The sequence below is a fragment of the Raineya sp. genome (assembly GCF_053497555.1).
This window is the reverse complement of record NZ_JBRCWE010000006.1, coordinates 43,726-70,503: the sequence shown is the minus strand read 5'-3', so window position 1 is coordinate 70,503 and position 26,778 is coordinate 43,726. Positions and strand designations below refer to the sequence as shown.

Annotated in this window: 24 protein-coding genes; 12 read left to right on the top strand and 12 right to left on the bottom strand. The window is 39.4% G+C overall.

Annotated features, from left to right (window positions below):
• Positions 1-33 precede the first annotated feature (33 nt).
• Together thrS and ACWITO_RS00805 are read left to right on the top strand one after the other, a co-directional pair.
• A complete protein-coding gene (gene thrS / locus ACWITO_RS00810; protein WP_448528107.1) occupies positions 34-1,974 on the top strand; it encodes a threonine--tRNA ligase in 1,941 nt (646 codons plus the stop codon).
• A gap of 30 nt (positions 1,975-2,004) precedes the next feature.
• A complete protein-coding gene (locus ACWITO_RS00805; RefSeq protein WP_448528106.1) occupies positions 2,005-2,925 on the top strand; it encodes an SDR family oxidoreductase in 921 nt (306 codons plus the stop codon).
• Here ACWITO_RS00805 and ACWITO_RS00800 read toward each other — a convergent pair.
• Positions 2,922-3,701 (bottom strand): hypothetical protein, encoded by a 780-nt coding sequence (locus ACWITO_RS00800; RefSeq protein ID WP_448528105.1) that lies wholly within the window; start codon positions 3,699-3,701, stop codon positions 2,922-2,924. The two genes, ACWITO_RS00805 and ACWITO_RS00800, sit on opposite strands and share 4 nt — an antisense overlap.
• A gap of 179 nt (positions 3,702-3,880) precedes the next feature.
• Between ACWITO_RS00800 and ACWITO_RS00795 the strand changes: the two genes are divergently transcribed.
• Genes ACWITO_RS00795 through ACWITO_RS00780 form a run of 4 tightly spaced genes read left to right on the top strand, consistent with a single transcriptional unit; the run spans position 3,881 to position 8,329 of the window.
• Positions 3,881-4,642, top strand: coding sequence for an isoprenyl transferase (locus tag ACWITO_RS00795; protein ID WP_448528104.1), 762 nt, complete (start codon positions 3,881-3,883; stop codon positions 4,640-4,642).
• Positions 4,643-4,644: 2 nt separating this feature from the next.
• Complete coding sequence (gene bamA / locus ACWITO_RS00790) at positions 4,645-7,134, top strand: outer membrane protein assembly factor BamA (protein WP_448528103.1); 2,490 nt, start codon at positions 4,645-4,647, stop codon at positions 7,132-7,134.
• Between the two features lie 7 nt (positions 7,135-7,141).
• A complete protein-coding gene (locus tag ACWITO_RS00785; protein WP_448528102.1) occupies positions 7,142-7,693 on the top strand; it encodes an OmpH family outer membrane protein in 552 nt (183 codons plus the stop codon).
• 30 nt (positions 7,694-7,723) lie between these two features.
• Entirely contained in the window at positions 7,724-8,329 is a 606-nt protein-coding gene (locus ACWITO_RS00780) for an OmpH family outer membrane protein (protein WP_448528101.1), read from the top strand.
• A gap of 31 nt (positions 8,330-8,360) precedes the next feature.
• Here the strand turns inward: ACWITO_RS00780 and ACWITO_RS00775 are convergent, their stop codons facing one another.
• Both ACWITO_RS00775 and ACWITO_RS00770 read right to left on the bottom strand, forming a co-directional pair.
• Entirely contained in the window at positions 8,361-8,579 is a 219-nt protein-coding gene (locus ACWITO_RS00775) for a type II toxin-antitoxin system HicB family antitoxin (protein ID WP_448528100.1), read from the bottom strand.
• Positions 8,580-8,677: 98 nt separating this feature from the next.
• Positions 8,678-8,893, bottom strand: coding sequence for a type II toxin-antitoxin system HicA family toxin (locus ACWITO_RS00770; RefSeq protein ID WP_448528099.1), 216 nt, complete (start codon positions 8,891-8,893; stop codon positions 8,678-8,680).
• A gap of 148 nt (positions 8,894-9,041) precedes the next feature.
• Between ACWITO_RS00770 and ACWITO_RS00765 the strand changes: the two genes are divergently transcribed.
• Positions 9,042-9,827 (top strand): nicotinamidase, encoded by a 786-nt coding sequence (locus ACWITO_RS00765; RefSeq protein WP_448528098.1) that lies wholly within the window; start codon positions 9,042-9,044, stop codon positions 9,825-9,827.
• Positions 9,828-9,910: 83 nt separating this feature from the next.
• Entirely contained in the window at positions 9,911-11,887 is a 1,977-nt protein-coding gene (gene nadE, locus ACWITO_RS00760; protein WP_448528097.1) for an NAD(+) synthase, read from the top strand.
• A gap of 10 nt (positions 11,888-11,897) precedes the next feature.
• Here nadE and ACWITO_RS00755 read toward each other — a convergent pair whose 3' ends face one another.
• Positions 11,898-12,842, bottom strand: coding sequence for a hypothetical protein (locus ACWITO_RS00755; protein WP_448528096.1), 945 nt, complete (start codon positions 12,840-12,842; stop codon positions 11,898-11,900).
• Between the two features lie 22 nt (positions 12,843-12,864).
• Complete coding sequence (locus tag ACWITO_RS00750; protein WP_448528095.1) at positions 12,865-13,821, bottom strand: hypothetical protein; 957 nt, start codon at positions 13,819-13,821, stop codon at positions 12,865-12,867.
• Positions 13,822-13,880: 59 nt separating this feature from the next.
• Here ACWITO_RS00750 and ACWITO_RS00745 point away from each other — a divergent pair, with 59 nt between their 5' ends.
• Together ACWITO_RS00745 and ACWITO_RS00740 are read left to right on the top strand one after the other, a co-directional pair.
• Complete coding sequence (locus ACWITO_RS00745; protein ID WP_448528094.1) at positions 13,881-14,411, top strand: CAP domain-containing protein; 531 nt, start codon at positions 13,881-13,883, stop codon at positions 14,409-14,411.
• 62 nt (positions 14,412-14,473) lie between these two features.
• Positions 14,474-15,862, top strand: coding sequence for an HlyD family secretion protein (locus ACWITO_RS00740; protein WP_448528093.1), 1,389 nt, complete (start codon positions 14,474-14,476; stop codon positions 15,860-15,862).
• 171 nt (positions 15,863-16,033) lie between these two features.
• Here ACWITO_RS00740 and ACWITO_RS00735 read toward each other — a convergent pair whose 3' ends face one another.
• From ACWITO_RS00735 to ACWITO_RS00705, 7 genes are all read right to left on the bottom strand, one after another.
• A complete protein-coding gene (locus ACWITO_RS00735; RefSeq protein WP_448528092.1) occupies positions 16,034-16,795 on the bottom strand; it encodes a tetratricopeptide repeat protein in 762 nt (253 codons plus the stop codon).
• Between the two features lie 67 nt (positions 16,796-16,862).
• Positions 16,863-18,242 carry a TolB family protein gene (locus tag ACWITO_RS00730; RefSeq protein WP_448528091.1) on the bottom strand — a complete coding sequence of 460 codons (1,380 nt, stop codon included), beginning with the start codon at positions 18,240-18,242 and terminating at the stop codon, positions 16,863-16,865.
• Between the two features lie 62 nt (positions 18,243-18,304).
• Complete coding sequence (locus ACWITO_RS00725) at positions 18,305-18,721, bottom strand: response regulator (RefSeq protein WP_448528090.1); 417 nt, start codon at positions 18,719-18,721, stop codon at positions 18,305-18,307.
• 69 nt (positions 18,722-18,790) lie between these two features.
• Positions 18,791-20,332 (bottom strand): L-piperidine-6-carboxylate dehydrogenase, encoded by a 1,542-nt coding sequence (gene amaB / locus ACWITO_RS00720; RefSeq protein WP_448528089.1) that lies wholly within the window; start codon positions 20,330-20,332, stop codon positions 18,791-18,793.
• Positions 20,333-20,404: 72 nt separating this feature from the next.
• The gene (gene gldD / locus ACWITO_RS00715; RefSeq protein WP_448528088.1) at positions 20,405-21,031 is read right to left on the bottom strand and encodes a gliding motility lipoprotein GldD; all 627 of its coding nucleotides are present in this window, start codon (positions 21,029-21,031) and stop codon (positions 20,405-20,407) included.
• 60 nt (positions 21,032-21,091) lie between these two features.
• Positions 21,092-21,517, bottom strand: coding sequence for a DUF4783 domain-containing protein (locus ACWITO_RS00710; protein ID WP_448528087.1), 426 nt, complete (start codon positions 21,515-21,517; stop codon positions 21,092-21,094).
• A 139-nt stretch (positions 21,518-21,656) separates the two neighbouring features.
• On the bottom strand, positions 21,657-22,346 hold the full coding sequence (locus tag ACWITO_RS00705) for an NUDIX hydrolase (RefSeq protein ID WP_448528086.1): 690 nt from the start codon (positions 22,344-22,346) through the stop codon (positions 21,657-21,659).
• Positions 22,347-22,652: 306 nt separating this feature from the next.
• Here ACWITO_RS00705 and ACWITO_RS00700 point away from each other — a divergent pair, with 306 nt between their 5' ends.
• Positions 22,653-24,659, top strand: a complete 2,007-nt coding sequence (locus ACWITO_RS00700) for a T9SS type A sorting domain-containing protein (RefSeq protein ID WP_448528085.1) — start codon at positions 22,653-22,655, stop codon at positions 24,657-24,659.
• An 81-nt stretch (positions 24,660-24,740) separates the two neighbouring features.
• On the top strand, positions 24,741-26,762 hold the full coding sequence (locus tag ACWITO_RS00695) for a T9SS type A sorting domain-containing protein (RefSeq protein WP_448528084.1): 2,022 nt from the start codon (positions 24,741-24,743) through the stop codon (positions 26,760-26,762).
• The last annotated feature ends 16 nt before the right edge of the window (positions 26,763-26,778 follow it).

Here is a 26,778-nt window from a genome sequence, read left to right as displayed (position 1 = left end):
ACATTTGTAACGTTTGGGAAAAACTTTTTTACTATGGAAAAAATCAAAATTACCTTTCCCGATGGGGCTATTCGTGAGTACAACAAAGGCATTACCGCTCTTGAAATAGCTCAAAGCATTAGTGAAGGGCTTGCCCGAAATGTTCTTTCTGCCAAAGTAAATGATAAAGTGCAAGATGCCACATTACCTATCCAAACTGATGCCACCTTGCAACTGCTGACTTGGAAAGATGCAGAAGGAAAAGCTACTTTCTGGCATTCTTCGGCACACTTAATGGCTGAAGCGATTGAGGCTTTGTATCCGGGTACCAAGTTTGGCATTGGTCCAGCGATTGAAAACGGCTTTTATTACGATATTGATACAGGCGATAAAATACTTTCCCAAGACGATTTCGCCAAAATTGAAGCTAAAATGTTGGAGTTGGCTCGGCAAAAAAACGAATACAAACGTATGGAAATTTCCAAAGCCGATGCCATTGACTATTTCGCCAAAAAAGGCGACGAGTACAAGTTGGAACTCTTGGAACGCCTCAATGACGGCGAAATTACCTTTTATCAACAAGGCAATTTTGTAGATTTGTGTCGCGGTCCGCATATTCCCAATACAGGTTTTATCAAAGCCGTAAAACTGATGAACGTGGCAGGGGCTTACTGGCTCGGAAAAACTGACCGCAAGCAACTTACACGTGTCTATGCGATAACTTTCCCGCAAGAAAAAGAGCTGAAAGAGTATTTGCAGGTTTTGGAAGAAGCCAAAAAACGCGACCACCGCAAATTAGGACAAGAACTTGAACTCTTTACTTTTTCGGATAATGTAGGGAAAGGGTTGCCTTTGTGGCTTCCCAAAGGTACGCTCTTGCGTGAGCGTTTGGAGCAATTTTTGCGTAAAGCCCAAATGAAAGCAGGCTACTCGCCTGTGGTTACGCCGCATATTGGCAGTAAAAAATTGTATGAAACTTCGGGACATTGGGAAAAATACGGTGCCGACTCGTTTCAGCCCATACATACTCCCGAAGAAGATGAGCTATTTATGCTCAAACCGATGAACTGCCCGCATCATTGCGAAATTTACAAATCTAAACCTCGTTCTTACAAAGAATTGCCCTTACGCCTTGCTGAGTTTGGTACGGTGTATCGCTACGAGCAGAGTGGTGAGCTTCACGGACTTACACGCGTAAGGGGCTTCACACAAGACGATGCTCATATATTCTGCACGCCTGAACAGGTACGAGAAGAGTTTGGCAAAGTAATTGACTTGGTGCTGTACGTGTTCAAGTCTTTGGGCTTTACCGAATATACAGCTCAAATTTCGCTTCGCCACCAAACCGAAAGAGAAAAGTACATTGGTAGAGAAGAAGATTGGGATAAAGCCGAAGCAGATATTCAGGCGGTAGCCCAAGAAAAAGGCTTGCAAACCGTAGTAGCCTATGGTGAAGCGGCTTTTTACGGACCCAAACTGGATTTTATGGTAAAAGATGCCTTGGGCAGAAAATGGCAACTTGGAACCGTGCAAGTAGATTATCAACTTCCCCAAAGGTTCAATTTGGAATACATTGGAGCAGATAACCAAAAACACCGCCCTGTAATGATTCACCGAGCTCCTTTCGGCTCTTTGGAGCGTTTTATAGCGGTACTTACCGAACATTGTGGCGGTAACTTCCCTTTGTGGCTTGCCCCCGAACAAATTGCTATTTTGCCTATTTCGGAGCGTTTCAATGAATATGCTCACAAAGTTTTACAAATTTTAGCCGAAAAAGATATTCGTGGCTTTGTAGATGATAGAGACGAAAAAGTGCAACGCAAAATTCGTGATGCAGAAGTGAAAAAAATCCCTTATATGCTTGTGGTAGGCGAAAAAGAGCAAGAAAGTTTCAGTGTAGCTGTTCGCAAACACGGACAAGGCGATTTGGGCTCAAAAGCTGTGGAGCAGTTTATTGATGAATTTCAAGCCGAAATCAAACAGGCTTTTATGTAAGCATAGATTAAACCTAAACTAAAATACCACTTGAAAACTATCCTCGTTACAGGCTCAAATGGACTATTAGGGCAAAAACTTATTCATCTTTTAGCCTCGCAAAAGGAGTTTCGTTTGGTAGCAACGGCTCGTGGGCAAAATAGAGTACTTTTGGATAAACCTTTTGAATTTGCTTCAATGGATATAACCAATCCTGAGCAAATTCAGGAGGTTTTTACTCGCTATCAGCCTCATTTGCTCATTCATACTGCCGCAATGACACAAGTTGATGATTGTGAAAAAGACCACGAAAATTGCTTGCTTCAAAATGTAAAGGCAGTGCAATATTTGGCACAAGCCGCCGAAAAATACAACACTTTTTTCATTCATCTCTCTACGGATTTTATTTTTGACGGCACAGCAGGACCTTATGACGAGGAAGCACAACCCAATCCTATTAGCTTTTATGGCAATAGCAAATGGGAGGCTGAAAAAATCTTACAAAGTAGCTCTTTGCAATGGGCAATAGCTCGCACCGTGCTCGTGTATGGTATTGCTCAAGATATGAGCCGAAGCAATATTATTTTGTGGGTGAAAAAATCTTTGGAAGAAGGCAAGAAAATAAAAGTAGTTGATGACCAATGGCGAACCCCTACCCTTGCCGAGGATTTAGCAAAAGGCTGTTTCTTGATAGCTCAAAAGCAAGCCACAGGCATATTCAATATTTCGGGTAAGGATTTACTTACGCCCTACCAAATGGCATTGGCTACTGCCGATTTTTTTGGTTTGGATAAAACACTTATTGAGCGAGCAGATTCTACTACTTTTACCCAGCCTGCTCGCAGACCCCCTCGTACAGGGTTTGTTATAGAGAAGGCAAGAAAGATATTAGGCTACGAGCCACATTCTTTTCAGGAAGGGCTTGCAATCGTAGCCGAACAACTTGCCAAGCAACAACAAGCTAAATTTTAAGCATTTTTGATAAAGCGTATCAAATCGCGTACTTGCGAAAGAAACTTGGCGTCTTCGGATAGTTGTGAAATTTTTTGCTCCATTTGGCTTCGCATTTGCTCAAAAGATTTTTCCTGCTCCATTCGGTAGTTGTAGATTTGCTTTTCCATCGCATAAATGGTTTTTTCTATTCGCTCCATTTGAGCATTTTTCTGCGAAAGCCAAGAGTTCGGATTATCGTTCTGTAAGGTTTCATTCAGGGTTGCTACCTCATTTTTTAGGATATTTACATCGTCAATGAGTTTTTGCACATCTTGTTTGGGGTAGCGTATATCCATAGAAATAGCATTGAGCCGATAATGGATATACTCTACAAGCCGCACCGCAGGACGCAAACCCGTAAGCAACAATGCAAAAGCCGCTCCCCAATAGCCCAAAGGCGTTATTTTATAGTACGAAAGCAAATACAAGCCCAAAGCCGAAAGCAAATGTAAAGCTATGGCAACTATCAGATAATTACGGGCTATCTTGCGGGCATAGCTTACATCGGCGGCACTGATTGCCTCATTTTTTTCTTTGTAGTTTTGTATATCGGCAAGCACCTCACGGGCTTTGAAGTGCATATTCCAGGGTACCGTAGTGATAAGCGTAAGCCACCAAAAGCCCGCAATCCCAATAACCCAATCCAAGAAATCGCCTACAGGGAGGGCTATCCAACGCAAAGCGGCAAAAACCAAGAGCAGAAGCAAAGTTACAACCAATAAGGTGCTAAAAATTTGAGTTCCAGAGGAGTGCATACAACTTGGGAATTTAGACGAAAGATAAGTTTTTTTGGAATAAAATCCTAAAACGAAATGAAAATTTGAGAGCTTCCTTGGGGTGAATTTACCAATGCAATCTATGTTTTTCCAAAAATCTTTCTTACATTTGCAACCTTGAAAGTTGTTGTAGGGTCAGATTTTTGTAAGGTAAGATTATGCAAGAAATAAATAAAGAGCATTTACCCAAGCATATTGCTATTATTATGGACGGCAATGGCAGATGGGCAAAGCAAAAGGGTGCTATGCGAGTTTTCGGACATAAGAACGCTATCCAATCGGTACGAGAAACTACCGAAACTTGTGCCGAATTAGGGGTGAAGTATCTCACTTTATACGCTTTTTCTACTGAAAATTGGAGTCGCCCTCGTAAAGAAGTTGATGCTTTGATGAAACTTTTGGTTTCTACGATTAGAAAAGAAACAGATACTTTGCAGAAAAATAACATTCGTCTGCTTACGATTGGTGCTACTGAGCAACTACCCAGTATTTGTCAGAAAGAATTGCGAGAAGCCATTGAGATAACCGCCCAAAATACAGGACTTACGCTTATTTTAGCTTTGAGTTATAGTGGTAGGTGGGATATTGAGCAAGCAGTGAGGCAAATTGCCCAAAAAGTAGAAAAAGGCGAACTCAAAGCCGCCGAAATCAATGCTCAAACCATAGAAGCCCATTTAAGCACGAGTGGCATTCCCGAACCCGAACTAATGATACGCACCAGCGGCGAATTTAGAATTAGTAACTTTTTGCTTTGGCAACTTGCTTATACCGAAATTTACATTACCCAAACACTCTGGCCCGATTTTCGCAAAAAAGACCTTTACGAAGCGATTGCCAGCTTTCAGCAAAGAGAAAGAAGATTCGGGAAAACCAGTGAGCAAATTCAAACTGAAAAAAAGAAAAATAAAACATTTGCTTAACTATGAAAAAGTTGCTTTTTGTCCTTATGTTAATGCCCTTTCTGGCTTGGCAATATGCCCAAGCCCAAGATGAAAATGAGTACATTATCGGAGGTATTACTACGAGTGGTATCAAATTTTTAGACCAAAACGCTATTATCAATCTTTCAGGTTTGCGTGTAGGCGATAAAATACGTGTGCCCGGTACCGAAATTGGCTATGCCATTAAAAAACTTTGGAAACAAGGACTTTTCGGGAATGTTGATGTTTCTGTTACTAAAATTGAGGGAAAAACCATTTTCCTAAATATTCATTTGGAGGAGCGTCCCAAAGTTTCGCGTATCTTTTTTGAGGGTATTCGCAAAGGGCAAAAAAATAATTTGGAAGATAAAACCAAAGAGTACAAGGGTAAAGTAGCTTCTGATGTACTTTTGAAAAATATCAAAGAAACTATCCGCAAGCATTTTGCCGAAAAAGGCTTTTTCGCCACCCAAGTAGAAATTCTGCAAAAGCCTGATACTTTGCTCAAAAATGCTATTATTATTACCGCCAAAGTGCAAACAGGCAAAAAAAGCAAGGTGAAAGATATTATTACTGAGGGTAATACGGCTTTTTCCGAAAAGAAAATTCGTAAAAAAATGAAAATCAAGGAAAGAACACCTTTCCGTATTTTCCACTCGTCCAAGTATATTGTGAAAAAATTTGAGGAAGACAAAGAACGCATTTTGCGAATGTACAACAAAAATGGCTATCGCGATGCCCGTATAGTGTTTGATACTGCCTATTTTGTTTCCCACAACCGAATGAATATTCGTATGCAAATTGAGGAAGGCAGAAAGTATTATTTCCGAAACATTACTTGGGAGGGAAATATCAAATACACTGATGAGCAACTATCTAAAATCCTCAATATCAAGAAGGGAGATGTCTATGACCCTGAAACCTTGGAGAAAAAACTCAATTTCAGCCTTACCGAAGAGGATATTACCTCTTTGTATATGGACGATGGGCATTTATTTTTCCGTGTAACCCCTATTGAAAAAACCATTGAAGGCGATTCTATAGATGTAGAAATGCGTATCTACGAAGGTCCGCAAGCTACCATTGATAAGGTTATCGTAAATGGCAATACCAAAACCAGCGATAAAGTGATTTTACGTGAAATTCGTACCAAACCGGGAATGAAATTTAGCCGTAGAGATATTATTCGTACTACGCAGGCTCTTGGACAGCTCGGAATGTTAGACCCCGAAAAAATTGACCCCCGTCCTATTCCCAATCAGGAGGCAGGTACTGTGGATATTATCTACAATGTAGAAGAGAAACCCAGCGATATGCTTGAAATGTCTGGTGGTTGGGGGGCAGGTTTTGGTTTTGTGGGAACTTTGGGCGTTTCTTTCAATAATTTTTCTATACGCAAAGCAGGCAAACTTTCTAACTGGCGACCTGTACCCGTAGGCGATGCTCAAAGACTTTCTATTCGTGCTCAAGCCAATGGTAGGGCATTTCAGACCTACTCTATTTCTTTTACCGAACCTTGGCTTGGTGGCAAAAAACCCAATAATTTTACGGTATTTGCCACACTCTCTAATCTGAATTTGGGAGTAAATCGTTTCAATATTTCCAACGAAAGAACGGGCTATCTGAAAATGTTTAATACAGGGGTGAGTTTGGGCAAGCGTCTGCGTATTCCTGATGATTATTTTACACTTAGCAACTCGCTTTCGTTTCAGTATTACGATTTCCAAAATTATACCATTGATGATGGCTTTGCATCGGGCTATGCCAATTCTGTGGTATTAAGTACCAATCTTTCTCGGAATAGCATTGATAACCCTACCTTCCCACGTACAGGCTCAATGCTTTCATTGAATTTATCGGTTACGCCACCTTATTCGCTTTTTAGCAATAAACCTGACGAGTTTTATCAAAATCAAACACCCGCAGAGCGTTTCAAGTGGTTGGAATACTACAAGTTGATGTTTGACGGAGCTTTTTACACGCCCTTGGTAGGCAAATTGGTACTCGCTTCTCGCATACATTTCGGATTTTTAGATGCGTATCGCAGTGCCAAAGGACTTGTTCCTTTTGAAAGATTTACGCTTGGTGGTGGCGGCTTAGCAGGACAAAACTTTATCATTGGGCGTGATGTCATTGGCTTGCGAGGCTACGAAGATAATGCTGTACGTCCCTTGGACCCTCGTCGTCGTACTTTTGTAGATGGCACGGTATTTGCCAAATATGTCTTGGAATTGCGTTACCCTGTGAGTTTGAACCCTGCCGCTACGGTTTTTGTGCTTGGCTTTTATGAGGCAGGCAATAACTGGCTCGGTTTTGAGCGGTTCAACCCCTTCAAGATGTATCGTTCGGCGGGTATTGGTGTGAGATTCTTGATGCCTGCTTTCGGTATGATTGGCTTGGACTGGGGACGCGGCTTTGACCAAATTGAAGGTTTGCCCGCAGGACAAGGCTTCCAAAACTTTACTTTCACGATTGGTCAGCAAATCAGATAGCAAGAGAATGAAACAACTTATTTTCGTCAGTTTATTGTTTTTTGGAAATACTTTTGGCATTTTTGCACAGAAATATGGCTTTATTGATGCCAACTTTATCCTAAAAAAAATGCCTTCTTACAAAAAGGCACAACAAGAACTGGATAATTTTGCCCAAAGAGCCCAACAAGAAGTAGATAAAAAGTTCGCCGAATTGCGTGATATGGAGCAGAAATATATTGCTGAAGAACTCCTGCTCACCGATGATATGAAACGCGACCGAAAAAAGAAAATTGAAGCCAAACGCAAAGAGGCAGAAGAACTACAACAACGCACTTTTGGCTATGAGGGGCTTATTTATCTCAAAAAGCAAGAACTTATCAATCCTGTACGAGAGGAACTTAACAAGGCAGTGGAAAAAGTTGCGAAAAAGCAAAAATTACAAGCTATTTTTGATAAATCCAGCGATTTTGTGATTATCTATCTTGAACCCACTCACGATTATACAGATTACGTTTTAGAAGAATTGGGGTTGGGGGATAAAGAAGATAACCCCAAGAAAAATAAAGGAAACAAGTAAATTTTTTTGAACCTAAAAACTTAAATTACAATGAAAAATCTACGAATTGGTGTGTTGGTACTTACACTATTTTGGGCTTCTGCTACTTTTGCTCAAAATCCTGTAAAAATTGGCTATTTTGATTATGCCTACGTGCTTTCTCAGCTCCCCGAAGCCAAAGCCGCCGATGCCGACCTGAAAGCCTACACTGAAAAGCTTCAAAAAGACCTTCAAGCCCGAGAAACAGAGTTGCGTGCCAAATATGAAAGATATGTAAAAGAAGGCGAAAAAATGCCTGCACCTACACGCGAAGCTCTCGCCAAGGAAATTGAAACAGGTCAGCAACAATTGCAAGAGTTTCAGCAAAAAGCCGAAAACGATATTATGCAAAAACAAAGCAAATTGCTTGCTCCTATCAATGAAAAGTTAGAAAAAACGCTCAAAGAAGTTGCCAAAGAAAATGGCTTTACGTATGTACTTCGCAAGGAAGTTTTGCTTTTTGAACCCGAAGATACTTCGCTTGATGTTTCGGTTTTAGTCCTCAAAAAATTAGGTATTACGCCTGCTCCTGCCAATCAGCAAAATACCAAGCCCAACAATACCACTCCCAACACGAATCCAAATACCAAACCCAATACGAATACTAAACCTCGCTAATATGAAGAAAGACGCCTTGCAAGGGCGTCTTTTATATTTCTACCAATTTAATTTCAATAGAGGTGGGTTCAGGAATTTCTAAACCTTCTTCCAGTAGCCCTTCAATATGAAACTTAATTGCCTCTTCAATAAGTTCTGCTACCTCTGTGTAAGTTTCTCCAACTGCGGCACAGCCGGGCAAATCAGGTACATAAGCACCATAACCGCCATTCGGATTTTTTTCAAAAATTACGAGATATTTAGCGTTCATATACATCTGAATTTTATTGCCCAGTTGAGGCTTTATATGTCAATCTATCAATTTTATCCTTTTTATCCTAATCCCGATATACTTTGTATATTTCAGTCTTACTCTATTGTGTCGTCTAAATCTATTTTAGCTTGTTTTAGTATACTATTGAGTGTCCCTTGTGGTATATCGTCGTTTGGCTTTCCAGCTATGGTTACGAGTCCTTTTTTATTTGGGTGTTTGTATTGCTGATGACTTCCTTTTTGTCTTGTGAGATACCAACCATCATTTTGTATGATTTTTAGTATTTCTCTAAACTTGTAGGTTTTTGCCATTTGTTTTTAGATAAAGGTGAAAAAACTTTTTGATATATTTATCTTCAAACTGGGCAATGAAAAAACACTTTTCAAATATAAAAAGTTCCTTGATAAAAATTTTGCTTTTTTTGAGCAAAAAGCATACCTTTGAAAAACACCTAATGATATGCCCAAAAACGCTCTGCTCATCATTGATGCCCAATACGATTTTTGTAATCCCAAAGGGGCTTTGTACGTGCAAGGAGCAGATAAAGATATGGAACGCCTTGCCAAGTTTATTCAGAATAATATTTTTCAAATTCAGCAAATTTTTTTGAGCATAGACAACCACGTATGGAATGATATTGCTCACCCCGCTTTTTGGGAAGATACCCAAAAGAAAGCTCCCGCTCCTTTTACACCTATCAAAGCCGAAGAGGTGAAAAATGGTAAGTGGAAAGCTCGCTTTCAGCCTGAAAAAAGCCTTGAATACCTTGAAAAATTAGAAGCACAAGGGAAATTTACACACTTTATTTGGCCTCCGCATTGTCTTATTGGTTCTTTGGGGGCTTCTATTGATGAAAAAATAATGCAAGCAGTGCTGGCTTGGTGTAAAGCCACAGGCAAGAACTATGAGGCTATTCACAAGGGGGAATATCCTTATAGTGAGCATTTTGGTATTTTTGCGGCACAAATACCTGATGAAAATATCCCCGAAACACAGCTCAATCAAGCACTTTTGGATAAACTCGCTCAATATGATAAAATTTTTGTGGCAGGCGAGGCAAAATCTCATTGTGTAGCAACAAGCCTCTGGCAAGCAATGGAATTTGCCCCAAAACTGGCTCGTAAAATGGTGATTTTAGAAGATTGTATGTCCGATGTTACGGGGCTTGGGCATTTGGGCGAGCCGATTTACGAAAAAGCTAAGGAAATGGGCTTGGGATTTGCCAAATCTAACTTGATGATTTGATTGTTTGCTAATTTTCTAAAAGTATCCTGTTTCTTATTTTTTATGCCACCAACGCAGAAGAATTAACCTAAAAAATTACATCAATGTTACGTCTTATCAGAGTAGGTGCGGCAGTTTTGAACCAAACCCCCTTAGATTGGGAAAGAAATTTTCAGCATATTATAGGAGCTATTGAGCAAGCTCGCAAAGAGAAAGTCAGCATTTTGTGCCTGCCCGAACTCTGCATAACAGGCTACGGCTGCGAAGATGCCTTCTACGCCAACAATACCCACGAAAAAGCAGTAGAGTATTTGCAAAAAATTGTGCCTTACACCAAAAATATGGTGGTTTCGGTGGGTTTGCCTTTGCTTGTGCAAAACAAACTATTCAATTGTGCCGCTTTGGTTGCCAATGGTGAAATTTTAGGTTTTGTAGCCAAAAAGTTTTTGGCGGGCAATGGTATTCATTACGAGCCACGTTGGTTTACAGCTTGGACGCAAAAGGGCTTTGCTTTTATCAATATTGCAGGAAAAGAATACAAAGTGGGCGATTTGTATTTTAATGTAGGAGGTGTAAAAATAGGTTTTGAAATCTGCGAAGATGCTTGGGTAGCCAATCGCCCGGGCAGGGCTTTGTATCATTATGGTATAGACCTTATTCTCAATCCGAGTGCCAGTCATTTTGCTTTTGGCAAATTAGAGGTTCGCAAACGTTTTGTTTTAGAGGGTTCAAGGGCTTTTGGGGTAAGCTATGTGTATGCAAATCTTTTGGGAAACGAAGCAGGTAGAGCCATTTACGATGGTGGTGCCCTGATTGCCAACAATGGCACACTACTGGCTATTGGCGAAAGGCTTTCTTTCAAGGATTTTGATGTTACTTCTGCCATTATTGATTTGAACCTTACGCGTCTTTCGCAAATTCAGATGCACAGCTTTGATGCCATTGAAGATGGCGGAAATTGCGTAGAAACAGATTTTGATTTTCCTGAAATTTTGCCCGAAGCCAATCAGCCACAAGAGGCTATTTGGGAGCATAGCAGGCACATCAAAGAAGAAGAATTTACACGAGCTATGATGCTGGGGCTTTTTGATTATATGCGGAAAAGTTATTCTCGCGGCTTTGTTATTTCTTTGAGCGGCGGTGCCGATTCTTCGGCAATTACTTGCCTTTGCCGTATGCTGATTGATTTTGGCATACAAGAACTTGGCTTGGAAGGTTTTTTACAAAAACTTGCCTATTTCAAAGAAATTCAGAACTGCCAAAATGCTGATGAAATTGCCCAAAAACTAATTACTACTGCTTACCAAGCTACCGAAAATAGTGGAGAAGTTACTTTCAATGCCGCTCAAAAATTAGCCCAAGCTCTGAATGTAGAATTTCATCATCTCAACATTGATAAGATTGTTAAGGAATACCACCGAATTGTAGAGGAAGCTATTGGAAGAAAGCTATCTTGGCAAACTGATGATGTAGCTCTGCAAAATATTCAGGCACGTGTAAGGGCACCGGGTATTTGGTTTTTTGCAAATCTGAAAAATGCTTTACTGCTTGCTACTTCCAATCGCTCCGAAGCCGCCGTAGGCTATGCAACAATGGACGGCGATACTTCGGGAGGGCTTTCGCCTATTGCAGGTATTGATAAAGATTATTTGCGTCAGTGGCTTCGCTGGCTTGAAAAAGAAGGCGTAGAAGGGAAGTATAAAATTTCTGCATTGCATTACATAAATGAACAGCAACCGACTGCCGAGCTTCGCCCCAAAGAACACAAACAAACCGATGAAGGCGATTTGATGCCTTATCATATTTTAGACGATATTGAAGAACTTGCCATTCGCGATAAGCGTTCGCCTGTGGAGTGTTTGCTGTTTTTGGAGCAAAAGCACCCACAAATTGAACGCTCACAACTTAAAATATGGATTGATAAGTTTTTCAAACTTTGGTGCAGAAATCAATGGAAAAGAGAGCGTTATGCTCCCAGTTTTCACTTGGACGACAAAAATCTTGACCCAAAAACTTGGTGTCGTTTCCCGATACTTTCAGGAGGCTTCGCCAAAGAGTTGCAAGATTTGAAAGATTTTTGAGGTAGCCTTGCTAAAAGTTTTCCTCATCGTTTTCTTGCTCTTTTTTGCCCAGTTGTGAGGCTTTTTCAGCAAAAAGACTTGCTCCGAATTTCTTTTGAGAAAGTTGGTTATATTGAGCAAACATTGCGGTTTCCATTAAGATAGAATAGCAGATGTAGAAAATAAAAAAAGTAATTGTCAGATAGCGACTTATATCTTTTATCATTTCCACCGAGCCAAAGCCTAAATAGGTTGTTCCCAATTCACTGGATATATTTCTGCCTGAAAGCATTTCCCATACAAATATAGAGGAGAATAAAATAAAAAAGCATATAGTCGCAATTATAGCTTTCCATAGAAATATTTGTAGGAAATAACCCTTTGTCAGATACCAAGACCTACCCATAGCTTTCCAAACAGCGAATTTATCGTTGAATATCACAAAGTCAATCAACGATAATTTTATGTTCAAGAATATTAGAATGGCGATGGTTAATAAAAAATAAGCATCAGCCCAATAAGGGTGTACTTCAAACTCTCTGACGAGCCAAATATTTAGGGCAAATAAAACAATGATAATAAAAGCATAAAGCGTATAGGTTGCTACAAATCGGGGAAAGCTCTTGATAACAGCTTCTAACCAATCATTGAGTCTAAGTTTTTGAGTTTTTGCGAAAAAGAAACTTGTAAAAATACTTCTGCTATACGCATAAAGTAGCAAACTCGTAACGTAAAAAATAAGAATCCAAATGGAGTGATTGCCGTAATCTATTTGAACAGGAAAAAAACTAAAAAAATGAATCACTCTAAGTTTGAAAGGGGCAATAATAAACTCAAAAAAGCCAAATAAGTAGAGCAAAATGGGCAGATGTGAAAACAAAAGCACAAGCAAGAAGTGCCAAAAATGGCTTTTTAGGAAATCAGACAAAAAACGAATTGTCTTATTTTGCTCAAAGAGGCTGTTTTGAGAATTCATTTTTTATGCTAATACAGGGAAACTAAAATTCTTCTTCATCACTTTCATTTTGCTGTTTGCCCAAATGCGTAGCCTTTTCAGCAAGCGTTGTAGAGCCATACTTCTGCTCGGAAAGGTTACCATATTGAGCGAAAGCGGCGGTTTCTAATAGCATTGAAAAAACTAAATAAAACAAGAAAAAAAGGATTGTAAAGGATAATACCAGAAACATTGCTTGCTCATTGGCACTTGTATTGCGTAGTGCCGTAGAAAAAATATCCCAAGAGTTCCCTACAAAAAATAAACCTAAAATATACATCAGCACATAAAAAATAAGATATGCCAAAACTCCTACAATTACACGAATACCAAAGGTTTGCCACCAGTACCCCCTCACTAAATTCCAAGATTTTCTAAGAGCCGCTATTCCTGCTTCTTGTTCTTTTATACTTATTGCCCCAATCAGAGCAAAGCTATTGCCAATAAAAATGGTGAAAATGTAAAAAAACAAGTTGAATATAATATAAAGGATACCCCCTAACTGTACAAGAGCAAAATTGAGAAAGGTGGTCAGTATCATTAAAAGCAAAAAAAGCAAACCATAAACAGCGTAAGTAACAAAAACTTTGTAATAATTTTGGAACGTAGCTTGCAATACCTCTATGATACTTGGTTTTTTCTCGGGATTGCTTTCGCTCAAAAGGTAATAATTCAGAAAAATGCTTATGCTATACGCATACGCCAGTAAAGCGATGAAACCCAAAATAAATATGGTTGTAAAAAGTTGAACAGGGTTTGGCATAACCACCGTAAAGAAATTCACCAAAAAGTTGGTGGTAAAAAGCACATTTACAAACCAATAAATCAGAGCAACGAAGGGTAAATGGGTAATGAGGATAGTTGTAAAAAAATGGAAAAAGTTTTTGCCTATAAATTTGAATGTAAAGCCAATAACTTCGCCCAAATCTCGTTTTTGAAAAAAAGAAAGAGTATTTGTCATTTTGGTACTGATTTTGTTACTTGCGAAAATAGTGAAATTTTTGTTAAAAAGATATGCTTATGAAAAATTTACTAATTTTTTCGTTTTCAGCTCTTTTCCTTTGCTTGTTGCTACTGATGAGTTATCGCTTTCCTGCGGTTTTGCAAGATGACCGAGAGCCTAATGTGATGAAAGGCATAACAGAAAGGCACAACTATTGGCGAGCAGAATTGGGCTTGCCGCCGCTCCGATGGTCTAATGAACTTGCCAAAGTAGCTCAAAAATGGGCAGACGAACTCAAAAAAAGGGGTTGTGAAATGGAGCATAGCACCAATCAATATGGCGAAAATATCTATTGGTACAAGGGTTCAAAGCGTTCTTCGCCACAAAAAGCGGTTGATGCTTGGGCGGCAGAAAAGCAATACTTCAATTTTGAAAAATTGGAATGTAACGGACATTGGAGCAAATGTGGGCATTATACACAACTTATTTGGGAAAATACTAAAAAAGTGGGTTGTGGTGTAGCCTATTGCGGAGATGAGGAAATCTGGGTATGCAACTACGAACCCGCAGGCAACGTAGTGGGGCAAAAACCTTATCGTAAAAAATAAGATTTTCTTGGCAAATTCAAACTTTTTACGTTTCTTTATAGTTGAAAAGCAAAAAGGAGGTTATGCTGAGAATTTCAAACGAAACTATCAATGCCAAAGAGGTTGAAAAGAAAGTATATTCTTTGCGTTTGGTACAAACTCCCAAAAGTGCAAGAATACTTACCTACTGGATTATTGGCATACTGATTTTCATTCTTTTTTGTATGTTTTTGCCTTGGCAACAAAACGTTCGTGGAGGGGGTAGAGTAACTGCTTTTGCTCCCCAAGACCGCCCCCAAGATGTAGTTGCCGTCATTGCAGGGCAGATTAAAGAATGGAAAATTCAGGAAGGGCAGTTTGTAGCACAAGGCGATACCATTCTGATTTTGGAGGAAGTAAAAACCGAATACTTTGACCCCGAACTTTCAAAACGTTTGGAAGAGCAAGTGCTTGCCAAAGGAGAAAGTATTGAGGCTACCCAGAGAAATATTATTGCCATAGAAAACCAAATTGCGGCTTTCAGGCAGGCACAAGCGGCAAGTCTGGAAAAAGCCAAAGCCAAAATTGACCAAAACCGCAACAAAGTAGCTATTGATAGTATTGAACTCTACAACGCCAAAGTACAATTAGAGCTAGAAGAACAACAATACAAAAATGCGGTGGAAATGGTGAAAACAGGTGTTATCGCTCAAAACAATTTTTTGAAGCGAGAGGCTTCGTACCAAGAAAAAGTTAATAAGTTTCAATCTGCCAAAAACAAATTACTTGCCAGCAAAGATGAACTCTACCAAAGTATAGCCGACTACAATAATATTTACGCAGACTATCTCGGTAAAATACAGAAAGCCGAAGCTGAAAAAAGCTACTATCAGTCTTATCTTGCCAATTCCAAAGGCGAGCTTGCCGAAAAGCAAAATAAACTTGCCAGCATCAATATTCGTAACCAACGCTATTTTATTTTAGCTCCGCAATCAGGCTATATTGTGAAAGCCTTACGAGCAGGTATTGGCGAGCAGGTGAAAGAAGGTGAAGCAGTCGTTACTATTCAACCTGCACAGCCTCAGAAAGCCGTAGAATTGTATGTAAAAGCAATGGATTTGCCATTGCTCACCAAAGGTACAAAAGTTCGTTTAGAATTTGATGGTTTCCCTGCCTTGCAGTTTTCGGGCTGGCCTGCTGTGAGCATTGGTACTTTTGGTGGAGAGGTTGCAGTGATTGATTACGTAAATACCAAAGATAACAAATATCGTGTGCTTATCATACCCGATAAGGCTGATAAGCCTTGGCCTAACCAATTGCGTATAGGTACAGGTGTGTATGGCTGGTTTATGCTTCGTGATGTACCTATTTGGTATGAAATCTGGCGACAACTCAATGGTTTCCCACCAAGTTTGGAAGAAGAACCTCGCGTAAAAGACGAAAAACTGCCTCCAAGTCCCAAAGATTTGAAAAAAGAGAAAGATAAAAAATAAGAAAAAACAAATAGGCAGGAAACAAGATTTTGAGCTATCAAATGTATTTTTGAATAAGCAAAAAAACTTACAAAAACCAAGCCCTTGCCTATAAAACGAGGGCTTTTGGTGCTTTTCAATAAAAAAAGCGAGAAATTTTCTCGCTTTTTGTGAATATGTTTTAGGTAAGTTTTATTTTGACATCATTGCTTCCAAGCGTGCTTTGTACTTTTGGGCATTAGGACGTTCTTGAGAATTGTAATGTTCTTTGATGATTTCTTCATACACCGCAATAGCATTTTTATAGTCGTTTTTCAGCTCGTAAGCCAAAGCCAATTTGCTCAAATACATAGGCGAATAAAACTGATTGGTGTAATAGTTTGCGGCTTTGCGATAGTAATTGATAGCATTATCCAGTTGGTTTAGCTCCATATGAGCATCGCCAAGCAAGGCATAGGCTCTTCCCTGAATAATTTTATCAGAGGAACTGAAACTTTCCAATTCTTTGATAGCTTCTTTGAACTTTCCTTCTCGCAAATAGGCTATTCCTGAATAAAAATGTGCCAAATCAGCAGATTTTGTAAGGGAATACTCTTTGGCGACTTTGAGAGCAGACCAATAAATTCCTCCCGGTTTTTTTTGCCCTTTCAAAACTAAGGAAAGAGAATCATTTCTAAAAAACTGCTCGGCGGGGAATAACTCGGCAGAAGCGGATTCTTCTTGCTCTCCAATATAATAACGCCAACCAAAATACGCTCCAACTCCCACCAAAATACCTACTAAAATGATAAGAATACCTTTTTGATTTCTTTTCAAGAAATCCTCTGATTTATTCCAAATAATTTCAGGACTTACCTCGCTTTCTTTTACTTCGGTAAATTCTACGGGAGGATTTTCGGCTTGTTCTTGGGCTTTCTTTTTAGCCTTTTCTTCAAAATGTTTGATTTTTGTCATTGCCTTCCGAATTTTGAACCGCAAATGTAGGGATTTTTATTCTTTTTACCAAACTTTTACCAAAAATTTACATTCGGCAAGCCGCCTCCATATTTCTGCGTTTTTCATCTTCTCGTTTTTTGCGTTTTTCTTCCTCTCTCTTTTTTCTTTCTTCCTCTTGCTTGCGTAAAAGTTCTATATCTTTTTGTTTTTTGGGAGGTGTATTGGTAGTAGTAAGATTCGTGGGTTTATCAATAGGTTCAAGGTCAATGATAACTTCAATAACATTTTTGCTGGGATTGGGCTGAAAAGTTTTCTTGAAGCTCTTAAAATTACTATCACCGCCGAAAGTTGCTTCAAAATCTCCTATTTTCTTTTTGACAATTATCATCAATTCGCCTGTACCTGCTTTGCTCCATTCGGTAGCAAAGTTAGTTTTATTTTCATAAAAATTGATTTCTCTACGCAAAGGGGCTTTGGTACGGGCATTGCGTACAATACCTTTGATAATGAAAGTGTAATTGGGCTTCATTTCGGGGGGCGATTTGCTAATATCAGCCATATAAATATCGCTATCACGAATAAAATACACCTCTTTGCCGTCAGAAGTAACTATGAAGCCGTAATCATCTTGGGCAGTATTGAAAGGAGAACCCACATTGTAAATGGTAGGATTTTTGCCTGCCAGCAAATCGTTGAGATTTACTTTGTAGATATCCAAACCGCCAAAACCTTTGTAGCCACTGGAAGCAAAATACAAAGTTTCGCCATCGGCGGCAATGAAGGGAGAGCGTTCATCGAGAGGTGTGGAAATGGATAATTTTTTGGGGTAAGTCCAAAACCCATTTTTGAAAAAACTAACGAACAAATCCATATTGCCATCGTATTTGCCTACGGCAACTACCATTGTTTTTCCGTCAGGCGAGATAGTCATTCCGTCTGTGGCAAGTTCCAAGCCTTTATCCTCTCTATCTTTGAAAAAAGAGGTAATCCCTCCTCCCAAACCTTTTACATTTACCCAATGATTATTGCCAACTCTATCAGCTTTGTAGTAAGGACCGCCGTTTCTTTGCCAACTGCTCCAACTCTGAAAATACACGGTTTTGCCGTCAGGCGATACATTGGGTTCGTCTTCGCCCGAGCTGGTATTGATATCTTCGCTTAGGCACTTGGGGCTTTGCCAAGTTTTACCTGCTCTTTCAGAATACCAAATATCGCCATCGGCTTCCCATTTACCCTTGAAACGAGTGTAACGGGAGTTAGTCCAAGGCATTTCGCCACGAGAGGACATAAAAAACAAATATTTGCCGTCGGGGGTAATATTGAGATTTACTTCGCGAAAATCAGAATTGAGTTGGGATAATTTAAGAATAGCAATGCTGGCAGGTTGCTTCAAAATTTGAACGTTTTGGGCATTAGCTACGAAAGCCAAAGAGCAACACAACACAATACAATACAATGCTTTCATAGTTTTATTCATTTTGCCCCAAACACAAAGTTCAAAGCATATCAGCCTTGAACTTTGTGGTATCAGACATTCAAACTTTTCAGACTTTCAGGTGAAAGTGGCTTGTTGAGGTATTTTTTTACATACTGATACTTTTTAGATTTGCTCATATCTTGTGGATTGATAGAGGAAGTGAGCATTACTATTTTGCAGTATTCTTTGGTAGTAGGGCTTAGGGTTTCAAATTCATCAAGAAATTGAAAGCCATCCATAAGTGGCATATCAATATCCAAGAAAATGAGTTCGGGCAAACCCTGATTTCCTGTAATAGGTGCGATTTTTTCAATGTTACGCAAAAATTCAATAGCACTTTTCCCTCCTGTATGCGTAAAAATATAGTCGCAAATATTAGCCGCCTCAATAATTTTTTGGTTTATCAGGTTATCTATCTCATTATCATCAATGAGCATAATCGCTTTGTAGGGTTTTTGCGTAGCCATAGGTTGTATGTTGATTTAAGGTGCTTGCAAGCAAATGTATAAAAAAGGTTTGAATAAACAAATTTTTTGCTAAAAATCAAATTTGATACCTTGTGCCAAAGGCAGTTCGGTACTATAATTGATAGTATTGGTTTGCCTACGCATATAGGCTTTCCAAGCATCAGAACCCGATTCTCTGCCTCCTCCTGTTTCTTTTTCACCCCCAAAAGCCCCTCCAATTTCTGCTCCCGAAGTACCAATATTCACATTGGCAATACCACAATCCGAACCTGCACAAGAAAGGAAGGTTTCTGCTTCCAGCAAATTGGTAGTGAAAATAGCAGAGGAAAGCCCTTGTTTTACATCATTCTGAATAGCTATGGCATTTTCAACATTGCCTTGATATTTGATAAGATATAAAATAGGGGCAAAAGTTTCTTCTTGCACCATTTCGTAATGGTTTTCCACTTCCACAATGGCAGGTTTTACATAATTGCCTTTGCCTTCAAGCACCTGACCGCCTACAATAAGTTTTCCGCCTTCGGCTTGTACTTTTTGCAAAGCATTCAGAAAGTTCTGTACAGCGTCTTTATCTATAAGCGGACCTACCAAAGTTTTGCTATCCAGTGGATTGCCGATGGGTAGAGTAGGATAAATTTTAGCCAAACGATTTTTTACTTCTTCATATACTTTTTCGTGTACTATCAGGCGGCGAGTAGTGGTACATCTTTGCCCTGCGGTGCCTACTGCTCCAAACAGCACCGCCCGAATAGCCATTTCTAAATTTGCATTTTCGGTAATAATGATTGCATTGTTTCCACCCAGTTCCAAAATGCTTTTGCCTAAACGTTTGGCAACAGCCTCGCCTACTTTTTTACCCATTCGGGTAGAGCCTGTCGCAGAAATGAGTGGCAAGCGGCGGTCGTTGCTCATCAATTCACCGATAGAAGCATCGCCCAAAATAAGACTAAACACACCTTCGGGCAGATTATTGGCACGAAGTACATCAGCAATGATATTTTGGCAAGCAATTGCCGTAAGAGGTACTTTTTCTGAGGGTTTCCATACACATACATCTCCGCAAACTGCGGCAATCATTGCATTCCAAGACCACACCGCCACCGGAAAATTAAAGGCAGAAATGATACCCACAATGCCAAGCGGGTGCCACTGCTCGTACATACGATGCATAGGACGCTCCGAGTGCATTGTAAGTCCATAAAGCTGACGAGAAAGACCTACGGCAAAATCGCATATATCTATCATTTCTTGCACCTCGCCCAAACCTTCCTGCAAAATTTTACCCATTTCATAGGTAACCAGTTTGCCCAAAGGCTCTTTGTAAGCACGCAATTTATCACCAATTTGCCTTACAATTTCGCCGCGTTTAGGAGCAGGTATTTTTTGCCATATCTTGAAAGCCTCTTGGGCTTTTTGTACAACGATTTCGTAATCTTGTGGAGTTGCCAATTCTACACTGGCAATAGGCTCATCATCAATAGGAGAGTAGATTGTTTTTTTGGTTCTATTACCTATTTTTGCCCATTCCAAACCTGTGCTATACGCAGGATTTTCAGATTTTATACCCAGTTGGGCAAGAATTTCTTGGATAGAGGATTGCGAAGTTGTCATAAGTTAAAAAATTTGCAAATACAAAGCTAAAATTTTTCAAGGAAAAATACAATTTTAGGTAAGAAAATTCGCTTATTTGAACTTTTGTGTGGCAATCATTCGGAGCATATCTCTCTTGACAAAATCAATAACGGGAGCAAGAGAGTCGTTATCGTTGGCAGTGCGAAAATAAATAGCGGCTCGTAAGAAATGTTTTACCGAATCGGTAGTGTAAAATTGTAAATGGCTGGGTATTTCGCCTTCAAAACCAATGGCAAGTACAGGTAAGTTTTGAGCATTTTTGTACTCATAGTATTTGAGGGCTTCAGCTCGGTAAAGATGTTTGGCGGCAAGGCGATGCGAGTCATCAATGAGTTCGGCAAGTTTTTTTGTAGGATTATCACTGATATTTTTGTAAGTGATTTGAATTTCGGACTTGCCAAGTTTGGGGTAAATGATATGTATCCAGTAGCGTTCTGCTAAGTGCGAGCTATCAGGACGAATAATAGCTTCTTTGGAATATTCAAAAGCGTAAGGGAAGCTATCAGGCAGAGGGCGATAGTCGTTTGGGGGCAGTAGAATACGATTGTAGCCTTTGGGCTTGGGAGCAAAGCTATCTTGCTCAGCTTGGCTTTTCCACCACCAAAAAGTGAGAGCTATTAGGGAAAATAGTGCGAAAATGGCAAGAGAAACTCTTACTTTTGCTTTCTGAAAATTCATAGCTAAACCGAAGGCTTTTGAAGGTTTGCAAAATAAGTAAAACCAAGAGCCTATGCAAATTTATTCTCGGATAAAATCAAGAGCATCTATGATATTTCTACCTTGCGGAGAAGTTTTAATTTTCAGAAAAACACGATAGTTGCCATTGGAGGAGGCATATTTTACGATAGAATAACTCAAGCCTGCTGATTGCCCTCGGTGGTAGCTTTCAAAACTCTCGGGAATAGGTGGATTTTTGCTGAAAAAATCTTTTACCACAAATTCGGCTTGGGTACGACTATAATTTTGCTTTTTACCTTCAATGTTGATTTCTATGGTTTCGTTGAAATAACGTGCCAGATTGCGGGCATCACCTTGTTTGAGAAAACTTTCGGCTTCATTCATTTCCTTGCGAGCTTCTATACCTCTGGATTGGGCAAAAAGCATATCAGCTGAAAAAATCAATATTCCGAGCAGTACAATAGCTTTTACAAAATAATTTTTCATTGTTTCAAATTCAGATGTTCAAAAATATTTTCAGTGTTCAAAATGTAAGGTTTGAAGGATAGTTTTTTCTAAAAGAAGCAATCCAAACATACCAAGTAATCAGCAAATTTCGTGCTACATTGCTGTTGATGTAAGAAAACTAAGAAGTTTTTGTTTGGTTTTGGCTAATAAACTGATTGATGACAAACTCAATGGAAGGAAAGCTGTTGGAAAGTAGATTTTCAGTTTCGTTGGGAGAAACCCAAAGGATTTGCTCAATATCTTCTTCGGCTTGGGGGTGGGCTTGGTTGGGGTTGGAGGTGGTCATTATGTACCATTTGGTTTTTTTAATAACCATTTTGCCTCCCATCCAGTAATGATGCCAAGTGGTGCAAAGTTTTTTTTGAATTTGGGTTTGCAGATTACACTCTTCTGCTACTTCGCGGATAGCGGCGATTTTAGCTTTTTCGCCTTCATCTATTTTGCCTTTGGGCAAATCCCATTTACCACGCCTGAAAATCATTAAAATTTTATCATCATAGATCACCACGCCCCCCGAAGCCTTGATGACTTCAAAATGCTTGCTTAAATGTTTTTTGAACACTTTTTTACTTTCTACCACAAAGGAAATTTTTCGGATAGAAGTATTTTCTTGCCTATCTAAAAATACAATGATTTGATAAAACAGGTCGGCATTGGCATTGAGCATTAGCACATTGCCGCTTAAACCTTTGAGCAATGCATTGCTCAAATTGATTTGGCTCAAATCAATAATATTCTGAAAGTTGGTATAGTTCAACTCTTTCTCAGTGATTTGCAGATAATATTGATGAATAAAGCAGTGCATCATAATTTTGTACAAGGATTAAAATAAATTCAGGGATTGAGAAAGCGAAAATTTCAAAAATTGTAACTATTGGCGTTCAAAAAATTAATGTTTGGAGTTAAGATTTTAAGGACTTTATCGCTCATTTTTGGCTATGGCATCAATTATCTAAAATTCTGTTTCCTTCTTTTTGTTTCTTACGCAAGATGGCATACAAATATTGCTGAAATTTCAGAAAAGCCAAACAAAATTCTAAAAATTATGAAAAACATCTTGTTTTTATCCAAAAAATGCTTAAATTTGTGAAATAATCAAAACGCAAAAGACCTTATGAAAAAACTACTACTAACATTCATTGCCTTGTGGGGTTTGCATTGGGCAATGGCACAAGAGAAGTGTGCCTCGCATATCGAGGAGCAAGAGTTGCGAGAAAAGTATCCACAACAATTTGGAACAAAAGAACAATTTGAAACTTGGTTAGCTGAAAAAATTGCAGAAAGGAAACGTTTTGGAAATGCCGCAAGAACGGGACCTTACACTGTGCCTGTTATTATTCATGTTATCTATAATAACGCATCAATAGCAGTATCTAATAACTCGCCCAATATTCCTTATGGTCAAGCGGCTTCGCAAATAAGAGTACTTAATGAGGATTACCAAAAAACAAATCCTGATTTTTCAACGGTTGTACGTGCTGTTTTCCAGCCTAAAGCAGGTTCTATGGACATTACTTTTGTTCCTGCCACCAAAGATCCCAATGGAAATTGGCTTGTTGAACCAGGTGTAGAACGTATCAATGGCGAAGCTCGGTTTAATAAAGAAAGTTGGAGCAGAACAGAATGCAATTCTATCTTAAAACCTCAAACGTATTGGGATCCACAAAAATACTTTAATATTTGGGTTGTAAAGTTTAGTGGAGGCGATGATATGGGACTTTTTGGTTATGCTCAATTCCCAAGTATATCTCCAGCGTGGGGAACTACTCCTGGTGCGGATAATACCGATGGGGTAGTTTTGAATTGGAGAGCTACAGGCTCAAATTATGATGCAATGGGTAATCCTCTTTCTACACCTTACGTATCTGCATCAAACCTGATTTGTTCTAATTGCGATAAAGGTAGAACTGCTACTCACGAAGTAGGGCATTGGCTTGGTTTGCGTCATATATGGGGCGATGTGAGTGGTTGTGGTAATGCAAACCACGATGATTATTGCACAGATACTCCTGACCAGAGTGGTTCCAGTCCTATTGGTGCTTGCTCATCTCCAAATACTTGTACAACATTGGAAACGGAATATAGTAATACAGATGTTCCAGACCAACGAGAAAATTATATGGATTACTCTTCGGATGCTTGTATGGGAATGTTTTCTTTACAACAAGTAGCTCGTATGGAAGCAGTAATGGATAACTCACCTAATAGAGCCTCACTTACAACTCCTGCTAATATTGCTGCAGTTGCTCCTACTCGCCCTACAGGTTTATATGTTAGTATTTACGGCAGTAGAACTCAAATCATAGAAGGTGATAATATTAATTTTTATCAATTAAGTCAGGCAGAAGGAGTGCCCAACCCTACAAGCTATTCTTGGAATTTTGATGTAGATGGTTTAGGAGGCGTTTCTCCTGCTACTTTTAGTGGGGCTACTCCACCTGCGGTTACTTTTAATAAGGTAGGAACTTACAAAGTACGCCTTACTATTAGCAATGGAAGCAATACGGCTCAAAGTAATGTCATAAATATTAATATAGGGTTACGTGCTCCAAGTGCTTTGCAGTTTTTAGATGTAGTAAATCCTGGTCCTAATGCTAAATCTGTTGATGTTGCCAAATTGAAATGGAATGATAATTCTAATAGCGAGGACAACTATGTTATTGAACGCAAAAAAAATACTGAACCTAATAGTGCCTTTGCTGTAATTGCTACCTTACCTGCCAATAGCACTACCTACAACGATAATTTTGCGAATAACAATGCTATTGAATCAGGACAAAGATATAACTATCGTGTAAAAGCTGTAAAAGGCACTTTGGAAGGCTCTGTAACAGGTTCTATTATTCTTGAAAGAGTTACGGCTCTTGATGAAACCCCGCTGGCTCGTGAAATAGGCTTGTATCCTAATCCTGCTCAAAATAGCTTTATAGTAGATTTGAAAGGTATTCAGGTGCAAGAAGCTCGCTTGGTACTTTATAGCTCATTAGGACAAATAGTAAGCGAGCAAACTACCCGCAGTAGCGAAGCTACTTTTAGTGTAGAACGCTTACCCAAAGGTATGTATCTACTGAAAATTTACACCGAAAAAGGTGTAGCTGTAAAACGTTTGAGTGTGCAGTAATATTGCTAACTTTTGCCTTGTAGATGGCAATATCTACAAGGCTTTTTTTCACTATTTTTCACCAAATTAAATTTAGTACGTATGTTGAAAAAATTACTTTCGCTCCTATTTTTTTGGGGTACAATAGGAATTCCGTTCTCAATGGCACAGGAGAAATGTTGGTCTCATATTTATGAACAACAGTTGCGAGAGCAGTATCCGGGAAATTTTGGTACTGTGGAAAGTTTTGAAAGTTGGCTCAAATCTAAAATGGGCGATGGGTATCTTTCTCAACCTGTAAAAATGCCGAATGGCAGATTAGGGGGAGGACCTTACAAAATCAAAGTGATTATCCACGTAATTTATCAGACCAGCCAAGCGACTATTGCCAATGGCAGTGAGAATATTCCTTATGCACAGGCAATGTCTCAGATTAGGGTACTAAATGAGGACTTTCAGCGTACCAATGCAGATGCTTCGCAAACTAGAAGCATTTTTCAAACTGTGGCGGGGGCTTTCCCTGATTTAGAGTTTGAGCCTGCCACACACGACCCCTCTAATAACCCATTGGCAGAGCCGGGGGTACGCCGTATCAATGGACAGACTACTTGGGGGGTTACAAGTTGGAATGAAGGATCAGGAGGAAATATTGAAACTATATTAAAACCAAATACTATATGGAATCCGAATGTTTATCTTAACATATGGTGTGTTAGATTTACAAACTCTGGATTATTTGGCTATGCACAATTTCCAGAAGGTTCTGGCTTGCCTGGTATGCCTACAGGAACTCAGCCTAGCAATACAGATGGCGTTGTTATCAATTTTAGAAGTTTTGGTTCTAATTATTTAGCAAACGGTAATCCAGACCCCGCAGGTCCTTATATTACTTCTCCGTTAGCGGCTGGTACTGATAGAGGTCGTACTGCTACCCACGAAATCGGACACTGGCTTGGCTTGCGTCATAGTTGGGGCGATGGAAATTGCTCCGCTGATGATTTCTGTTCGGATACACCTTGGCAAAATGGAGATTCTCCACTTACAAGCAATTGTGCTTCTTCACAAACTCGCAACACTTGTTCTACAATAGATGAACCTTGGGGACAAAATATGCCCGACCAAATTGAAAACTATATGGATTACTCTGCTGATGTGTGTATGAATATGTTTACCCGTCAACAGATAGATAGAGTGAGAATAGTGCTTCTCAATTCCCCTCGTCGCAAAGAACTTATTGGAAATACTTTATTTTCAATTTTCTCTGCGAATGTTATTGGTGGGCTTTCTCCCTTGCAAGTTACTTTTACCAATAGGTCGGGCGTAACAGGTACAGAACCCGCTATTACTTCTTGGAACTGGAATTTTGATGTAGATGGTTTGGGAGGAGCTTCACCTGCTACTTATACAGCTACTTCGGCTTCTGCGGCAAATCCTCCTTTGGTTACTTTCAATAATGTGGGTACATATAAGGTAAGACTTACAGTGAGCAATGGTTCTAAAACTGATGTTTCTGAAATGCTTATTTATGTTCGTCAGCCACCTTTACAAGCCCCTACCAACTTAATTGTAACTAATCAGGAGGGAACAAGTCCTAATTTCTATGCAACAGATAGAGTAGATCTTCAATGGAATGATAACTCCCCTAATGAAAATAGTTTTATAGTATCTCGTAGAAGAGATGGTGCCCCCGTATCTTCTACCGTAGATATAGCTACACTTCCAGCTAACACTACTACTTACAGTGATAATGACGCTTCTTTGGAAGATAATGTAGATTATATTTACCAAGTAAGAGCTACTCGGGGTACAGAAACAGCTTCATCGAACACTAGAAAAATCAAATTTAGAAAATCTGCTGTTTTATCTCTTGATGAAACGCCATTGGCTCGTGAAATAGGCTTGTACCCTAACCCAGCTCAAAGTAGTTTTGTAGTAGATTTGAAGGGTATTCAGGTACAAGAGGCTCGTTTAGTGCTTTACAGTCCTTTGGGGCAAATGGTAAGTGAGCAAACTACCCGCAATAGTGTAGCTACTTTCAACATAGAACGCTTGCCCAAAGGTATGTATCTACTGAAAATTCATACTGAAAAGGGCGTGGCGGTCAAACGTTTGAGCGTACAATAATGGAATAGTTTTTTTG

What these genes read in the sequence shown, in the direction of transcription:
- ACWITO_RS00765 (WP_448528098.1), top strand. Translation starts at nt 9,042, where the DNA reads ATGCCCAAAAACGCTCTGCTCATCATTGATGCCCAATACGATTTTTGT.
- ACWITO_RS00770 (WP_448528099.1), bottom strand. Translation starts at nt 8,893, where the DNA reads ATGGCAAAAACCTACAAGTTTAGAGAAATACTAAAAATCATACAAAAT.
- ACWITO_RS00745 (WP_448528094.1), top strand. Translation starts at nt 13,881, where the DNA reads ATGAAAAATTTACTAATTTTTTCGTTTTCAGCTCTTTTCCTTTGCTTG.
- ACWITO_RS00695 (WP_448528084.1), top strand. Translation starts at nt 24,741, where the DNA reads ATGTTGAAAAAATTACTTTCGCTCCTATTTTTTTGGGGTACAATAGGA.
- thrS (WP_448528107.1), top strand. Translation starts at nt 34, where the DNA reads ATGGAAAAAATCAAAATTACCTTTCCCGATGGGGCTATTCGTGAGTAC.
- ACWITO_RS00700 (WP_448528085.1), top strand. Translation starts at nt 22,653, where the DNA reads ATGAAAAAACTACTACTAACATTCATTGCCTTGTGGGGTTTGCATTGG.
- ACWITO_RS00730 (WP_448528091.1), bottom strand. Translation starts at nt 18,242, where the DNA reads ATGAAAGCATTGTATTGTATTGTGTTGTGTTGCTCTTTGGCTTTCGTA.
- ACWITO_RS00785 (WP_448528102.1), top strand. Translation starts at nt 7,142, where the DNA reads ATGAAACAACTTATTTTCGTCAGTTTATTGTTTTTTGGAAATACTTTT.
- ACWITO_RS00710 (WP_448528087.1), bottom strand. Translation starts at nt 21,517, where the DNA reads ATGAAAAATTATTTTGTAAAAGCTATTGTACTGCTCGGAATATTGATT.
- ACWITO_RS00775 (WP_448528100.1), bottom strand. Translation starts at nt 8,579, where the DNA reads ATGAACGCTAAATATCTCGTAATTTTTGAAAAAAATCCGAATGGCGGT.
- amaB (WP_448528089.1), bottom strand. Translation starts at nt 20,332, where the DNA reads ATGACAACTTCGCAATCCTCTATCCAAGAAATTCTTGCCCAACTGGGT.
- nadE (WP_448528097.1), top strand. Translation starts at nt 9,911, where the DNA reads ATGTTACGTCTTATCAGAGTAGGTGCGGCAGTTTTGAACCAAACCCCC.
- ACWITO_RS00795 (WP_448528104.1), top strand. Translation starts at nt 3,881, where the DNA reads ATGCAAGAAATAAATAAAGAGCATTTACCCAAGCATATTGCTATTATT.
- ACWITO_RS00780 (WP_448528101.1), top strand. Translation starts at nt 7,724, where the DNA reads ATGAAAAATCTACGAATTGGTGTGTTGGTACTTACACTATTTTGGGCT.
- ACWITO_RS00735 (WP_448528092.1), bottom strand. Translation starts at nt 16,795, where the DNA reads ATGACAAAAATCAAACATTTTGAAGAAAAGGCTAAAAAGAAAGCCCAA.
- bamA (WP_448528103.1), top strand. Translation starts at nt 4,645, where the DNA reads ATGAAAAAGTTGCTTTTTGTCCTTATGTTAATGCCCTTTCTGGCTTGG.
- ACWITO_RS00750 (WP_448528095.1), bottom strand. Translation starts at nt 13,821, where the DNA reads ATGACAAATACTCTTTCTTTTTTTCAAAAACGAGATTTGGGCGAAGTT.
- ACWITO_RS00740 (WP_448528093.1), top strand. Translation starts at nt 14,474, where the DNA reads ATGCTGAGAATTTCAAACGAAACTATCAATGCCAAAGAGGTTGAAAAG.
- ACWITO_RS00705 (WP_448528086.1), bottom strand. Translation starts at nt 22,346, where the DNA reads ATGATGCACTGCTTTATTCATCAATATTATCTGCAAATCACTGAGAAA.
- gldD (WP_448528088.1), bottom strand. Translation starts at nt 21,031, where the DNA reads ATGAATTTTCAGAAAGCAAAAGTAAGAGTTTCTCTTGCCATTTTCGCA.
- ACWITO_RS00800 (WP_448528105.1), bottom strand. Translation starts at nt 3,701, where the DNA reads ATGCACTCCTCTGGAACTCAAATTTTTAGCACCTTATTGGTTGTAACT.
- ACWITO_RS00755 (WP_448528096.1), bottom strand. Translation starts at nt 12,842, where the DNA reads ATGAATTCTCAAAACAGCCTCTTTGAGCAAAATAAGACAATTCGTTTT.
- ACWITO_RS00725 (WP_448528090.1), bottom strand. Translation starts at nt 18,721, where the DNA reads ATGGCTACGCAAAAACCCTACAAAGCGATTATGCTCATTGATGATAAT.